Here is a 15,410-nt window from a genome sequence, read left to right on the forward strand (position 1 = left end):
AGAAGTTGATGTAAAGTTATTGTGAGCCAGCAAAAATGGATTGCGAGCCGGGCAGGATAAAAGCGAGTCCGTTGTCACTTAATGTGAGCCGGGAGCATTTTTCATTTGCATTTAATCCGAGCCGAAAATGGCGCTGATTGCGAGTCGGTGAAGTTTCGATTGCGAGTCGCTACAACTAATCATCCTTTCCTGACACTCCTTGTCTGGTCACCAGCGTAAACTGGTGGGGGCTGGTTCTGCCAGCCATATCTGGTAAGCGGCCAGGGAGTAATTTACCAACCCACTTTTTTACAGCTCTAATTCTGCCCCCTGCCTTGAGGTATGTTATGAACTGTGAGTAGCGAGGCCATCCACACCATTTATGGTCAGTATGGCCTGAAGATAATTTGCGATTTGATAACGACCTGCTTTTCCCGTGTTCCGGTTCATTCATTACCCGGGTTTCTACCAGTGATAGCTGAGGCCGATCTCTGCCTTGTCGGCAACGTCTGGCTGGCTGCTGCGTTGTCTCAGATTATTCAGCTTATAATCCATAAAAACCTGCATGTTTTTCCCCAGATAGTACGTCAGTCCCACCTCTTCATCGCTCAGAATATCCTGGTGATACCCTGATTCCGATTGACGTAAACGGGTATAACCCACATGCGGCTGCAGTCTGGAGGTCAACATCACCTTCACCAGCACTTCCTCGCTGAATGCGGGGCTGGCGTTGGCAGCAGGTTCCGGGTGAATGGCATTATTGCTGCGAGTTGATACAACCGCCAGGTACAGCGACGGTGACTGATATCGCAGGCCACCCGCCAGCGTTCGGACTTGATTCTGATAGCTCGCATCCTTCCTTTGTGTCCCGGTTGAGGTAGAGGAGGAGGCTGCGAGAATAGCGCTGAACCGGGAAGTCAGAGCAAACCCAAAAGACGCTCCCAGCCCCTTTCCGTATTGTTTCATCAACGGGCGATCTGTCTGATGACCCGGAAACTGATACTGCAGTGCAAGATGCACGGGCATACGGGCGAGGTTAAATGACTGGCGATAGGTCAGCAGGTCCTCAGCCCGGCCGCGCATCATGTTGTCCACATAGTTGTAAGACATTTCCCGAAACAGAGGAGAACGATCGGTCAGGGAGGTGACGTCGTACAGCACGCCCCAGTTTCTGCCGACATCCAGACTACCCAGCGTCCGTTGTTTTATCCCAAGAAAAGCAAGACGTGTGGCATTACGTGACGCGTCTGCCGCGCTGACGGTGTATTCCCACTGCCCGTAAGCCTGCCAGTCCTGGCTGAGCCATTGCGTCCCTTTTAAGCCGAAATAAAGATATGTTCGATCGCCATCATCTTTTGTTTCGTGGCTCATGAACCTTCTTGCAACCAGCGTCCCGTAAAAATCCAGAGAGTGATCTCTGGTCCGTGATAAAGGGGCTGCAACGGCAAGGTTGCTGAACGAAATAAGTACAGTCCCTAACACAGTGTAGAAGAGACGAGTTGAGAATAAAGGCACTGAGATGTCGTGTATGTCCTCCGGATAAGTGACGATCCCCGAAAGCCGGCAGGCGGCACAGAGATCCCTCGGGACATTGCTTCGTAAGTTTCCAGCAGTAATGCATTATTTTATAATAATTTTTTACTGTTCAGATAATCTGTTATCCCTTTTGCCAGTGCACCGGCTATGCGGTACCGGAAAGAGGCCGTACTGAGCAGTTTTTCTTCGTCAGGGTTGGTTATGAAGGCCGTTTCAACCAGAATGGAAGGGATAAAAGGAGACTTAAGTACGACAAAAGCGGCCTGTTCCGTTGTGGGGGCGTGCAGCGTATGGACAGGGGCAATATGGTGAATGAGCTGAGAACCCAGCGCCAGGCTTTCCCGGAGCGTTTCCGTTTGTTCCAGGTCGAAAATGACTTCCTGCAGATACCGGTCTCCGGCACTGGACTTTTCACCTGCTGCTATATCGGCAGCATTTTCACTGTCTGACAGATACCTGGCCATTGCACTTGTCGCCCCGCGGGTCGAGAGGGCAAAAACCGAGGCTCCGTGCGCGCTCGGGCTGGTAAAACCATCCGCATGCACGGATATCATCAGGTCCGCTTCGTGATGATGGGCCATCTGAACCCGTTCATAGAGTGGAACAAAGATGTCCTCTGTACGTGTGAGCCGTACATCCACACCATTCATGATCAACATGGCTTGAAGAAATTTTGCGGTTTCGAGAACAATGTGCTTCTCCAGTGTGCCTTCATACCCTGTGGCACCCGGATCTTTTCCGCCGTGGCCCGGATCTATCATTACCCGCGGTTTGCGTGTACGGCGGGCGTTTTTCTTCTGCTGATGTACCGGATGTGCGTAGGAGACCGTGTTGAACATCGTACTGGTGAGTAGTGTCGTCAGCCCGGCCAGAATGAGCTGACGTCGCGTCGTTCGTGAGGCCATACCTCATTACTCCTTGTCTGGGATTGATATTTGTTATGTTATAACAAATCATTTTTTTGTTTCTCTCGAGACAGTGTTACTGTTTGTCGCTTTTGGTGTCCTGGGATGAACATACAACGGGGCGGGGGCAGGCGTTCCCTGACGTGGCTGATTTACCATACTGCGATGAGCAGAGGAGGCACAGGCAAGACACAGGACTGTTTTGTCGAGCCCGCGCTTCCTCTGTCAGACCCACCTAAATAAAGACGCGCAGCCCTACAGCGCCCAGATGATCGTCAATATTCCAGTCGTCATTGGCGTTGCCCCAGGCTTTCTGGTAGCTGTATTCCACGTAGGTGACCGCATTTTTACCCAGCCAGTAATCGGTTCCCAGCACGGTCGATTCAAGATGCTGTCCCTCCATGGCATCGCCTCCGCGAAGCCAGCTGACATCGGCGTAGACACTCCAGTTGTCTGTTAAATGGAGCCGGGAATCGTATTCGAGGCCCAGGATGGTCTCCTGATCGTCTGCCCGCAAAGGATTATGACGATACTGCCCCCGGGTCGCTGAGGTGACGTTATCCACTTTATTCACGTACCACGTGGCCTGGGCACCGTTGTACCAGGCATGGTCCCCCACGTTTGTCGTGTATTTGGCATTCATCCCCATGGAATAGGTATTCCCGTCATAGGGCTGTCCGTCCGTTTCGGTCCAGGGGTAACAGTGATTGTCCGGACCCAAAGGCGTGCAGCCCTGACTGAGGCCGCCATTCACCGTATAGTGGTTGTAGGCCGCTGCCGTGGACAACGCCAGGCCATTCTCCCACTGATAGCGGGCCGCCATCGCCGCACCGTTGTGAACCAGAGCGGTGCCGTCACGAAAGGCATCGTGCAGGTCTGGCCCGTTTCCGTAGTTGGCAAAACCAATCTTGTCGACGTTGTCATTCCCCTGCGCCATGACCCCCACGGTAAGATGATCGTCCGTGTAGTACCAGATGCCCGCCGAATTGACGATATCCGTCGACATGCCGGCCTGATCGTGTTTTCCTTTGCCGCCCCAGGCATAGGTGGTATCCACCCCCAGCCCCCAGTCCGTCGGCGCATACTGTTTACCAAACGTGAGGATACCCAGGGTTTCGCTGCCCACCCCTGCGTAAGCCTGACGGGTATAGACGTTGTTGCTGAGGCCATCCGTTGAGGAATCCAGTCCGTGAATGCCCGTTTCGTAGTATCCCAGCGCAAAGGTATCGCTATCACCGGCCCTCAGGTTATGCCGCATGGCGATCCCCAGTCGGGAATCGTTGTTCTGAATATCGTGTTTCTGCGTGTGCGCAGAATCGGTCTTTCCAAACAGACGTAGCGAACCCAACACGCCGATCGCGTTGTCATTATCGCTCCAGAGGGTTTCCCCCCTGGTTTGTGTGGCGGTATAACCCGGTGCGGCCTGCAGAGAATGGCTATCCTGCGCCATAACAGAACCGCTGAGAATAAGGGTGAGTGAGGCGGCTATCGCTGTGGGAATAATTCTCTTCATTTTGTTGTTTCCTTTTTTAAACATTATTTGCCGTTCCTGAACGTGTGTCAGTTCCACTGCTGGTGAAAACAAAACGGTTCTCCGGCGATGCGCCTGAGACCGTGTCAGGTTCGATAAGGAAAAGAAGGGCGGCTATTCAGCAGTTTTATTATGATCATGACTAACTAAATGAAATGTGACGCATTTAATTTTTCTTGCGTTGCGTAAAGAAATGCACCTTATGTTTATTTGTGGTTTATTATATAAATGCACTAATAATATTTTTTATAAATAGATTTATAAGCGGACTTATTCGTTTATTTATATTTCGCAGTGTTTTTTGAATTGTCTGGCTGTGAATAGGGAAAGAAACAGACAGGGTGGCCATTAAAATGTGACGGTGTCGTCTTTATTCGTAATCTTATTCAGCCCCATTAATGCGCGCGGAAGACAGGCATCCCGGACGACATATTTTGTTAATTATCCTTTCAAAGGATAATAATTATCATTATCGTGTTATGTTATAACGTTTTCATTGTGATGGCTGACAACAGGGGGGGGGATATGGACAGGTTATCGCATACAGGCACTGAACCGGTCAGCATCATTGCCGTGCTGGCGGTCTCGCTCAGTACGGTCATTGCCATGCTGGACAGCACGATTGCGAACGTGGCGCTTCCCCTTATTGCAAAAGACTTTTCGGTGTCCGAATCCGCGTCGATTCTGATCATCAATGCCTATCAGTTCGCCGTGATTGCGACACTGCTTCCTTTTTCAGCCCTGGGGCGAACGCTGGGTAATACGCGGATTTTTATGGCGGGAGTCATCCTGTTTGCGCTGTCCTCACTGGGGTGTTCCTTGTCAACCACCCTGAATATGCTGACACTTTTTCGCATCATCCAGGGGCTCGGTGCGGCAGCCATACTGAGTGTGAACGCCGCCCTGATCAAAGCGATTTATCCGCCACGACTGCTTGGCAGGGGACTGGGCATCAACGTCATGGTCGTCTCGGTTTCAGCCGCAGCGGGGCCGTCTGTGGCCTCAAGCATCCTGTCGCTGGCTAACTGGAACTGGCTCTTTATGATCAATATCCCGGTGGCCTGTCTTTCACTCATTTTAGGTTGCTTCTCGTTAAGAAGGGTGCACTGTGCAGCGACGCCCTTTGACAGTGGCGGTGCCGGTCTGGTCTTCCTGACCTGCCTGTCGTTCGCATGCCTGACGTTGAGTGTGACAGGCAACCATGCCCCGTTTGCGGCGGCCAGTTTTATCGCCCTCCTGATTCTGGGAAGACAACTCGTTATCAATCAAAAGACGAAGCAGGCGCAAGCCATGATCCCCATGGCAATGTTCGCCAGTCCGGTTTTCTCCCTTTCTCTGTCGATGTCCCTGCTGTCCTACAGCACGCAACTGCTGGCCTATGTCGCGCTGCCTTTTTATTTTCATAACGTCCTGCACCGTGACGTTGTGCAGGCCGGGCTGATGCTGACGGCCTGGCCTCTGGCCACCATGATGACCTCTCTGATTGCAGGCGAGCTCTCTACACGATTTGGTGCCGAACGGGTGGCAATAGCAGGCCTGGGGATGCTGGTCACCGGCATGCTTCTGATGACGTGGCTCCCTCCTTCGCCATCAGACGCGCAGATCCTCTGGCGCGTGGCGCTTTGCGGGTTTGGGTTTGGTCTGTTTCAGACCCCTAATAATCTGCTGATCATGACCTCCGTCAGCCCGGTGCAAAACAATATCGCAAGCGGCCTGCTGGGTACCTCCCGCCTGGCAGGACAAATCATCGGTTCAGCCCTGGTTGCCGTCATGTTTAATGTCTTCGGGGGAGGGGCCATTCGTGCCAGCATGGCGGCAGGGGCCCTGTTCTCTCTTTTATCACTGGGGGTCAGCTGGCTGCGGCTCAGGCAGGCGCACGTCAGAAAATGCACTTCCGTGCCCGGCGACGACAGACACCCCGGCGGCAGACGTTGATGCCGTGCACGACCGGAAGCGCAACTGACAGCCTGTATGGCCTGTCGGGACGAACCTTCTCATCCTTAACGTACCCGGAGCACTCCTTTATGCTGAAAGTTCTTCACGTCCTGTACACGCTGTTGCTGGCCCTGTGCCTGTTTCCTGTGGTTGTTCATGCCGCGATGAATGAGCCCATCAGGCATCATCGAATCATTATTACCGGTAATTGCCCGTTCGGTGTGATCCTCGCCAATCCGCTGGCTTACCGTCAGGTCGTCGGGGTGGGCCCCTGGGCATTCCTGCATGCTGATATGAACGTTCTGAAGGATATGAAGCCTGACATCGGACGGATCACCACGCATTTTATCAACGACGATTATTCCGTTAACCTGGAGACATTACTGACGCTTCATCCGGATCTGATTTTCTATTACGGACAAAGCCAGAATGACCACCTGGAACGCGCGGGGGTGCCGGTCATCAATCTGGATACTGGCGGCAGTGCCAAATACGATCCCGAAGCGACGCAGAGCTACTGGGAAACCACATTTGAGAATGCGCTTGGACTGCCCCGGACCGACAAATTTCATCGGGCGTGGGAGACGACCCGGAAAGCCATCCAGCCCTATGCCGACCGGATACGTCAGCGGCACGTCAGAGCGTTATACCTCGAACAAAGTGACGGCAAGACCCTTCGTGTGAGTGGTCCCCATACGTTCGGCGATACCTACCTCAAAATGGCCGGCATGGAGAATGTTGCCGGACACCTTCAGGTCAGCGGTGATGCCGGTCGGTACATTACGGTCTCGATGGAGCAGATCATGGCGTGGAACCCGGATGTGATTTTTGTTGTGTTTGGGAGTGCCCGGGCTCTGCTCGATAACCGCAATCCCGGACAGATGTGGCAGGGGACACGCGCCTGGAAAAACAAGCAGATCTACTCAACGCCGGTGGGATTACACAACTGGGGCGGATTGTCTGCTGAAACGCCCCTGCTTCCTTTGTTTATGGTCAGCAAGCTGGAGCCGGACTTTGTGAGTGATGCGGATATGAAAAGCCTGACGAGGGCATATTACAAAACCATGTTTGACTACGCGATCCCGGATCGGTTGTTGAATGAAGTCCTACGCCAGCGTTAAGCGACGTCCCTTTTCAGCCATTCCCGAGAACGTTATGCCGGAACAAAAAGCCTACCGTCAGCTGCTGGTCCTGTTGTGTGTCAGCCTGGTTCTCATGAGCCTGGCTTCGTTGTTTATCGGCCGATATTCTCTGTCGGTGCAGGATGTGGTGCATATCCTGCTGGGGGCACCCCACGCTGAGTACAGCAAAGAAAAAGCGGCAGTGATTTTCGATCTTCGCCTGCCGCGTATTCTCGCTGCCGTAATGGTGGGGGCAGGACTGTCTGTTGCGGGTGCGACGTATCAGGCCGTGCTGAAAAATGCCCTGGCCAGCCCGGATGTGCTCGGCACCTCCTCGGCGTCAGCTTTCGGCGCAGCGCTGGGGATCGTGATGGGGTTGTCTTATCAGGTTTCCACCGGATGTGCCTTTATCTTCGGGATGCTGAGCCTCGCCCTGGTGTTCGGCCTCTGCTTTCTCCGGCAAAGCCAGGAGGCGATCGTGACGATCCTCTCGGGTCTTATCGTTGCCTCGGTATTTGTCGCTTTTGTCTCTGTCCTGAAATATCTGGCCGATCCGGAGGATACCCTGCCCGCCATTGTATTCTGGCTGATGGGCAGCTTTTCCTCGCTGGTCAAAAGAGAAGTCTTCAGCCTGATCCCGCTCTTTATGTTCTGCTATTACGTGATTTACAGGCTGCGGTGGACAATGAATGTTCTCTCTCTGGGCGATGATGAGGCGAAAATTCAGGGTTTACATCCGCTGTTACTGAAGATAGTACTTCTGGTCTCCGCCTCTGTGATGATATCGGCGTCCGTCGTTATCTGTGGCGTGGTGGGATGGGTGGGACTGGTTATCCCCCATCTTGTCAGAGCCCTGGTCGGAAACAACCACGGCAAACTAATCCCCGTTACGGCGTTATGTGGTGCGCTCTTCTTGCTTGTGATTGACACGCTTGCCCGCGCGCTCACCTATGCAGAAATTCCCGTCGGTATTCTGTCCGCCCTGACAGGGGCACCGTTATTTGCATTTTTGTATATCAGAGGAGCCTCCCATGATCATCGCTGAGAACCTGACCTATGGCTTTAAAGGTCAACGGCCGGTTTTCGAGAATCTCAGCTTCCGGCTGGGGCAGGGAGAAGTGCTGTGTGTTCTTGGCCCCAACGGTGCAGGGAAAACCACCTTGCTCAAAGTTATTGCCGGGATCCTCCGTCCGCTTTCAGGACGCTGCACCATTGAGCGCCCTGACCACAAAAAGGTCTGCCTGGCCTGGGTACCACAGACCCGACATATCCCCTTTAACTATTCCATAGCTGATTTTATTACCTTTGGTCTGGGAGGGGATAAAGGTTATCTGAGGACGCCCACACCTGATGATTATGACCGGGCTGAAGCCGTGCTGGTCAGGTTAGGTGCCGGGCATCTGAAAGACAAGCATGTCAATCAGATCAGCGGCGGCGAGCTACAGCTTTGTGCTATCGCGAAAGCACTTGCCCCGGACCCCGATGTGCTTATTCTGGACGAGCCGGAGTCCAGTCTCGATTTCACATATCAGCATCGCATCATCAACCTGCTACATGAGTTCGCAAAGAAGGATCTGAAGACCATCATCATGAACACCCACTTTATCAGTCATGCCAGTCAGGTGGCCGACCTGTGTTTACTGCTTCGGCCGGGATGCTATGCCTGCGGGCCGACAGACCACATGCTCAGTGACACTCAGCTTAGCCACTATTTCGGATTATCCATTTCACCACTGAAAATCACAGGCAACGTCCTGACATGACCCGTCACGGGGTTAACAGCCTGGATTAACCCCACCCCGGTAGACTTCTGCCCTGTAGTTTGAGCATAGGGGTGCCTACAGGCATAACACGATTGCACCTGAATATAAGGAAGAAGCCATCCGTCAGATACCGGAACGCGATAATTTCGTTGCCGAAGTATCCAACCGTCTGGGCGTTTCCGGGCACAACCTCTACAAGTGGCTGCGGGCTATCAAGCCTGATAATATCAATACTAGTATCGGGAATTCGTTGAAAATTTTCGACCAGTAAGAATTCACTAAGCCCTGCGGTTAATTCCGCAGGACTTTTAGTTAGTGTTTTGGAATGTTGCCCATTTCGTCTACATAATTGATACGGATCATTTACATATTAAGTGCTAATGTTAAATATATACGTTCATCAACAGGAGGAATGGTATGAAAAATGCACTACTAGGGACTGTACTGGCTTTAACAGCAGCAACCTTTGGCGTATCTGCAGCTGATATGATTTCCAAGGACGAAGCTCATCACTTCAAACTCGAGTACATTGGTAACGTATCTGTCGGCGCTTCAGGCGGACAAATTTCTTCACCCTCGGATCTTCATAAACAACTCTCAAAACTGGCAGATGAAAAGGGCGGGAAATACTATGTCATTATCGCTGCTCGTGAGCATGGTCCTAACTTCCAGGCCGTGGCGGAAGTATTTAAATAACTTAAACGGTTGACACTGAAACCCGCTTCAGGCGGGTTTTTATCGACTGGCTCTAATTCAGCTGGTTGGAGCGTGTGACTCATTCTCGCCCGGCCGCTGGTTCAGGTTCATCAAGGGCCACCAAACCGCCACTAGCTCATCGGGAAGAGCGGCAACCCATGTGTTGTGGTACGGGGTTCGAGGCTCCGGTGGCGGACCAGTGCCGACTTAGCTCGGCAGGTTTAGCACCTGACTTGTAATCAGTATGGCACCAGTTCGATTTCAGAATGCGGGCATCATATGATGGCTTTTATTTCTGGATTCGAGTTTGATAAGCGTCTTCCGCTAAGCCCAATATAATTCCGTAAGCTATTGTAAGTTGTCCCTTTTGTAACAGCAATTCTCTATACGACAAATGCCTGGACAGCCTGAAAATATCTTATTATTTCTGGGGCATTTCAGATTGGATATCAGTACTGACCAAAGAGAGGGCTTGAACTGGATTATATGATATATTTTTTATGTTCTGAAGTTCTGTTAATGCCTTCGCTTATAGTTGTTATCTCATCTCCAGGTAGAAATTGTATTTTCCCACTATGCCAGAGTATCAAATTCATCTTGTTAGTTGAGGTAATCCACGAAAATATAGTGCCTGTCGATGGGTCAATCAAACTATCAATTACTATCCACATACCATCATCCTTAGTTGACTTAAGTGTTTCCTTAGCATTACTTAAGTATAGCGTTTAACTTATTGAAAATGATCGAAATTCTACGTGTGATTGACTTGCAATGAGAAATGCTGAAACTATGTTGATGACACTTTTAACATTCACTGATGTCCAGTCATGGATGATGGCGTGCTGGCGTTTGGGATAATTTCCCTGCTAAGGTCACCGATTTAATCCACTGAATAATGCTGTGCAAAAGGACGTTTCTGAGGGCCTTTAACATAGTGAAAGTTTCGCATTGAGTGCTATATTTAAACTGGCATTCAATAATGCTCTCGATACTTCAAAACACGGGGCGGGGACGCGCCAAACACGCAGAGACAACTGCATGACCCCTGACCAGCAACTCCTTGCTGGTCTTTTTTTCGTCTTGAGATAATTATTGACGGGGAGAATGATTGAGAACTAAATTATGGAGGTGGTGAATTGCTTTCTAAGCGAAAGAGCGTTTCAGCTAACTGTCTCTGCAGGTATACGCGCGCCTCTACTGACTGCGGTGAGGGCACCGGGAGGCACACGGCACCACGTTATTTATGCATAATCTTATCCCATTGGAAGGGTTTGAAGTGTTAAAGTTCAATTCATCTGTATTTGCATTTTTTCTACTGTCAGGTTGCAGCTCTGATATTGTTATCAGTCCTCCCCAAGAACCTGAATACAAGTCAATGCCTGAGATAACCCAGTCGGTGACGCCATCTCAACAGCGTGCCATTATGGCCGGTGAACGGCCTGACTGGTCTGAACGGACGCCAGTCCCCACTATGAAACGATATTAGTCATCACTTTTTATATAAGGCTGCCATTTGGTGGTCTTTTTTTATATCCTCCACCCAACACCCGCACAAAGCGAGGTGAGAGTATGTATCGCATGGACTGACTAACTACTGGTACTGTCTATGGCGCTTCAGCCGGGAGCATCCTAAACGGCATACTGAATGCCTACAGCCCCGAGCAGTGGAACGCTATCGGTGTGCTGGTGGGTATCATCATCGCCGTACTGATGAATCTCTATTTCAAGATCCGCGAAGACAACCGCCGTAGCTGGAGCCGGGATGAATCCGACACTCAGGAATAAGCTGGTGGGTGCCATTGCTGGCGGATCCGGAGCTATTTTCATTGCTGCAGTATTACTGTGCACTGCGGATGGCCCTGGAAAGGCGGCGCGCAGGACATTTTCGGCGAAATTATTATCTGCTCCGGCCCGCCGTTGTTGTTTTTTTACCAATCAGTTTTACGGGCTTCAGCAGCGTTTCCGTTTTTTGCTTGCGTTCTGTGCGCATCGACCTGCTTCGCATCTGGCCCCTTTGTGCGGCCATCCCAGAATCAACATCAGGATTAACCACATTTCACCCGCGCAGCATAAGGGGCGGTAAGCCCGGGTATACATCGTCATTTTCTCCTGTGTTGCCTTTCTCCTTCGTATCAGGCTTCCGGTAATCGTCCCCCGTCTCAACCCGGCCCGCAAGGGTAAATAGCACGCTACGCGCCCTTGCGGGCCAGAACGACTCCGGGAAAGACGAACCGTCAGGCGATACGAAGACGAAATTCACACTAAAGGAGAAACTGCCATGACGATGAACCTGCATACCCAAACAACCGCCCCTGTTGCCGCACAGGCGACCAGCGTATCCCCGCTGGAGCCGTCAGGCTCCTCAAAAACGAAACGGTGTAAAGACATAACCAGATCAAAAACGGACGTGTACCAGACGGTAACCAACAGCATTATCGAGGCCCTGGAAAGGGGGGTTAAGCCGTGGGTATGTCCGTGGAAGCGTAACGGCGCAGTATCGGGTATTCCGTCAAATTTCAGTACCGGCAAGGCCTACACCGGGATGAATATCATGTTGCTGTGGTGCAGTGCGGCAAAACATGGTTTTCAGGATCCACGCTGGCTGACTTACCATCAGGCCACAGAGCAGGGCGCACGGGTCCGTAAGGGTGAAACCGGTACAACCGGCATTTTTTATAAGACCCTGGAGAAGGAAAACGATGCCGGCGAGCTGGAGCGGATCCCGATGCTTAAAACCTTCACCGTGTTTAACATCGAGCAGACAGACGGACTGAACCTGGACAACGAAATCAGCCCGCAGCCAGTGACCGGATTTGATCCACTGCCAGAGGCTGAAGCGCTTTTTCAGCGCACTGGCGCGAATATTAATGAACGCGGCCAACGGGCGTATTATCAGCCTTCAACAGATGAAATCTGGCTGCCTGAACGCCATCTGTTCACAGATGCCGCGAACTTTTACGCGACTGGACTGCATGAACTGGTTCACTGGACGGGCGCAGAAAGCCGCCTTGACCGCGAGAAGGGGGGCAAATTTGGTTCAGAGAGCTACGCATTCGAAGAGCTGATCGCTGAGCTGGGCTGCGCATTTTTGATGGCTGACCTGGGCGTGAGTGGAGAGGTCCAGCACGAAAACTATATTGCGTCGTGGCTGAAATCACTTAAGAACGATAAACGTTATATTTTTCAGGCGGCCAGCGCTGCCAGTAAAGCACATCGATTCCTGATGGCGTGCTAAAAGGTGAAGCCCTGCGATGCAGGGCTTCACCTGCTCTGGCAGCAGGATTTACCGTGCCGACAGTCATCGCCGGACGTTCAACGCTAATGCCTAACTCTGCGACTTCTCAACCAGCGAGTCGATGAGCTTCAACAAAGGCTCAGAAGCTTTTTTACAGGCGGAATAGCAAAGATGGTAGCCGGGTAAAGGCTCACACCAGTCCTCCAGAACCCTCTTCATTTTTCCTTTCTCAATAAAGGTAAGGACGTCACCTTCCGGCAGATATCCCAGTCCGGCATTGGATAAGACGGCGGTAATCAGATGGGCCGGAGACTGACACCCTATCGAGCCGTCGACAAGAATATCCTGTTGATTGTCTCCCTTTTTAAAAATCCACCGGCTGGTTTGTTTCTCGCCATACTGTATCTGCCGGATACAGTGATGTGCAAACAAGTCCTGTGGCCGTTCGGGCTCGTTATGACGCTCAAAATAGGCTGGCGAACCCACGACCGCCATTCTGACAGGGGGGCTGACAGGGTGACTGTTCCACTCTTTACGCTTACCCGGCCCCAGTCTGAGGTATGCATCGAACGCTTCTCCGGCGAACGCTTCGGGACGATCCGTATCGCCTAACTCGAGACGAAGTTCCGGATTTGCCATAATAAAGTGATTAAGCTTCCTCATCAGCGCGGGACTCATCAAAAGCGAGGCGCAGTTGATCCTGACCGTTCGGTCATGCTGAAGGTGGAATTCGCTGAGTTTATTGAGTTCTGACTGTATTTCATCAACGTGCGATCCGATGGCATGCAGTAAACACTGGCCGCTTTCGGTCGGCGTAACCCGACGGGTTGTTCTTAAGAGCAAGGGAATGTTCGTGCTCTTTTCGAGTTCAGCAATCGCATGACTCAATGCGGGCTGACTGACACCGAGATTTGCCGCCGCACGGGTAAAACTTCGCTCGCGGGCAACCGTGACAAAATACAGTAAACTGGTGAGATTACGTTTCATCTGGCAATGGCCTTTTAAATGAATCCTGGCGCGCGTATAAACATCATTCGTCTGCTGAGTAATGGAGGAGTATTTTTTCTGGAAAAGTATTCATCATCGTGAAGAATAATGGTTACAACTCGCCTGATCTTAACGAGTCACTGGCGCCTCTGCGCCATGCACGGACATATTATCCTGTATGTTTGCATAAGAAATACCCTGTGCCGCACAGAAATGTGGGGGTTTTCATTAACGAAATATTAATGAGTTACCGCTCACTAAATATGAGCTTGTTTTGCTGAGCGCGTAATTTCCTGAGGCACCAGTGCTCATTTTTTTTCTGCAATTGTAATGAAAGAAAAGGGGGCCGTTTTTTTACGGTCTCCTGATGTTGTGAGATATTCATTTGAGGCCATATGCCTGGTTTTCTTATCGGTTAAATTACCGCTGAGTCAATGTCTCGGAGAACGGGATGCTATTTTCAGATAGTATTCTTAATCGTCATCGTCCGACCGCATGGTCTTTATGACTCTGTAGGTTCTTGCTATCCTGCTGGCATAGGCGTATCGCCGCATCGCTTGTCTGGCCGAATGTTGAAAACCGGCGTCGTAGGCCCCGACAGCCTGCCAGCTTACTCCCCATTTCTGAAACGCTCTTGCCAGATAATAGGCTCCCGTGTAGACATTAAGACACGGATCCTGCAGAAGTCGCTGTGGGGAGATGCCATATTTTTTCAGTTCAGGAAAATGCTGGGAATCTATTTGCATTAAACCAGAACCGTAACCCGAAACCGGATTCCTTCCTGTTACGTTGTTATGGAAGTGAGATTCGTTCCAGGCTACCGCCCTGATAAGGTCGGGATCTATTTTGTAATCCCTTCCGGCACGCTCGAAACAGTCTCCAGCATAAAGGGGGGCCGGCAGAAGGACTGACAGGATGAATGCAGTTGCTCTGACCATTTTTCCTCAATTCTTCATATCAGGGGAGGGTGTAAACCATCCCGAACACATGCTCAGGCGAATGGCGCTCCTCATTCACTTTACAGCACACCCCACGCAAATAAATGATTTTCGAGATTAACATTTGCATTCATCAGCTTAAAAATTATTCTTTGAAGTGAAAAATTATTCTTCAGTATATTGGCCGGATAAGGGCTGCATAATCACTTATGTAGTGCCGAGGCGTGGTTTTATAAGGGCTAATTAATAAAAATTAAAGAGTTAGGTTAAATACGGTAGCACTGCATAAGTGGTACATTTGTTTTACTGCGAATGAGGCGAGGGTCTGTTCTATGACGCCTTTCGAACCTTATTCCTGTGCATTGTCTCTGACGAGGAAAGGGTGATGCCACGGCAAAATGTATATATGAAACAGAGAACCCTGGATAGCATTCGTGCGATTGTGAATGAGCGACGCGAGGAAGGCGACACTCATGCTGAAGCAAATATCTCAAGCGTTTGCTCAGAAATGCTCGAATTAGGGATAAGGGTCTATCTGAGTGCTAAAGCAAAAAGAGAGGATGAGGCACTCTCTCAGCAGGATAAAATTCAGCAGGAAATCATGGTGGAGGCCGTCAAGTCACGGCTTGTGGCCCAGCAGATTTTGAAACTTATGTTTGATCTTCAGGATATCAAGGCTGATACCCGAAATAATTACGCCAGCCTGATTGACTGGTTGAAATCACAGACACAGGCACGCATTAGAATGATATTAAGAGATGATTAGCTAAAAGTGGCGTTGTCA

At 50.9% G+C, this 15,410-nt stretch carries 13 protein-coding genes and 2 pseudogenes; 10 read left to right on the top strand and 5 right to left on the bottom strand.

Going from position 1 to position 15,410, the window contains the following annotated elements; translation table 11 throughout:
* Positions 1 to 444 precede the first annotated feature (444 nt).
* The 3 genes from ACWKX3_RS23240 to ACWKX3_RS23250 form a co-directional block, all read right to left on the bottom strand.
* Complete coding sequence (locus ACWKX3_RS23240; RefSeq protein WP_454542569.1) at positions 445 to 1,494, bottom strand: porin; 1,050 nt, start codon at positions 1,492 to 1,494, stop codon at positions 445 to 447.
* A gap of 110 nt (positions 1,495 to 1,604) precedes the next feature.
* The gene (locus ACWKX3_RS23245) at positions 1,605 to 2,420 is read right to left on the bottom strand and encodes an N-acetylmuramoyl-L-alanine amidase (protein ID WP_454542570.1); all 816 of its coding nucleotides are present in this window, start codon (positions 2,418 to 2,420) and stop codon (positions 1,605 to 1,607) included.
* Positions 2,421 to 2,655: 235 nt separating this feature from the next.
* The gene (locus tag ACWKX3_RS23250; RefSeq protein WP_454542571.1) at positions 2,656 to 3,933 is read right to left on the bottom strand and encodes a porin; all 1,278 of its coding nucleotides are present in this window, start codon (positions 3,931 to 3,933) and stop codon (positions 2,656 to 2,658) included.
* A gap of 543 nt (positions 3,934 to 4,476) precedes the next feature.
* Here ACWKX3_RS23250 and ACWKX3_RS23255 point away from each other — a divergent pair.
* From ACWKX3_RS23255 to ACWKX3_RS23295, 9 genes and pseudogenes are all read left to right on the top strand, one after another.
* On the top strand, positions 4,477 to 5,886 hold the full coding sequence (locus tag ACWKX3_RS23255) for an MFS transporter (RefSeq protein ID WP_454542572.1): 1,410 nt from the start codon (positions 4,477 to 4,479) through the stop codon (positions 5,884 to 5,886).
* An 89-nt stretch (positions 5,887 to 5,975) separates the two neighbouring features.
* A complete protein-coding gene (locus tag ACWKX3_RS23260; RefSeq protein WP_454542573.1) occupies positions 5,976 to 7,007 on the top strand; it encodes an ABC transporter substrate-binding protein in 1,032 nt (343 codons plus the stop codon).
* Positions 6,985 to 8,052, top strand: coding sequence for a FecCD family ABC transporter permease (locus ACWKX3_RS23265; RefSeq protein ID WP_454542574.1), 1,068 nt, complete (start codon positions 6,985 to 6,987; stop codon positions 8,050 to 8,052). Before ACWKX3_RS23260 ends, ACWKX3_RS23265 begins: the two co-directional genes overlap by 23 nt.
* On the top strand, positions 8,039 to 8,770 hold the full coding sequence (locus tag ACWKX3_RS23270) for an ABC transporter ATP-binding protein (protein ID WP_454542575.1): 732 nt from the start codon (positions 8,039 to 8,041) through the stop codon (positions 8,768 to 8,770). The genes ACWKX3_RS23265 and ACWKX3_RS23270 overlap by 14 nt, the downstream gene beginning before the upstream one ends.
* A gap of 91 nt (positions 8,771 to 8,861) precedes the next feature.
* Positions 8,862 to 8,996: pseudogene (locus ACWKX3_RS23275) on the top strand (transposase); the annotation flags it as partial.
* A 191-nt stretch (positions 8,997 to 9,187) separates the two neighbouring features.
* Positions 9,188 to 9,466: a YdgH/BhsA/McbA family protein gene (locus ACWKX3_RS23280; protein ID WP_153682294.1), complete on the top strand. Its 279-nt coding sequence runs from the start codon at positions 9,188 to 9,190 to the stop codon at positions 9,464 to 9,466.
* 1,569 nt (positions 9,467 to 11,035) lie between these two features.
* Positions 11,036 to 11,251: pseudogene (locus ACWKX3_RS23285) on the top strand (phage holin).
* Positions 11,229 to 11,549: a hypothetical protein gene (locus ACWKX3_RS23290; RefSeq protein WP_454542576.1), complete on the top strand. Its 321-nt coding sequence runs from the start codon at positions 11,229 to 11,231 to the stop codon at positions 11,547 to 11,549. The pseudogene ACWKX3_RS23285 and the gene ACWKX3_RS23290 overlap by 23 nt, the downstream one beginning before the upstream one ends.
* A gap of 195 nt (positions 11,550 to 11,744) precedes the next feature.
* Positions 11,745 to 12,701: an ArdC family protein gene (locus tag ACWKX3_RS23295; protein WP_153682292.1), complete on the top strand. Its 957-nt coding sequence runs from the start codon at positions 11,745 to 11,747 to the stop codon at positions 12,699 to 12,701.
* Positions 12,702 to 12,791: 90 nt separating this feature from the next.
* On the opposite strand, the gene ACWKX3_RS23300 is transcribed toward ACWKX3_RS23295, so the two are convergent.
* Positions 12,792 to 13,688 carry a LysR family transcriptional regulator gene (locus tag ACWKX3_RS23300; protein WP_454542577.1) on the bottom strand — a complete coding sequence of 299 codons (897 nt, stop codon included), beginning with the start codon at positions 13,686 to 13,688 and terminating at the stop codon, positions 12,792 to 12,794.
* Between the two features lie 473 nt (positions 13,689 to 14,161).
* A complete protein-coding gene (locus ACWKX3_RS23305; protein WP_454542578.1) occupies positions 14,162 to 14,626 on the bottom strand; it encodes a transglycosylase SLT domain-containing protein in 465 nt (154 codons plus the stop codon).
* 385 nt (positions 14,627 to 15,011) lie between these two features.
* On the opposite strand from ACWKX3_RS23305, the gene ACWKX3_RS23310 reads away from it, so the two are divergent.
* On the top strand, positions 15,012 to 15,392 hold the full coding sequence (locus ACWKX3_RS23310) for a relaxosome protein TraM (RefSeq protein WP_454542579.1): 381 nt from the start codon (positions 15,012 to 15,014) through the stop codon (positions 15,390 to 15,392).
* Positions 15,393 to 15,410: the final 18 nt, after the last annotated feature.

Source organism: Enterobacter sp. UPMP2052, from assembly GCF_053709675.1.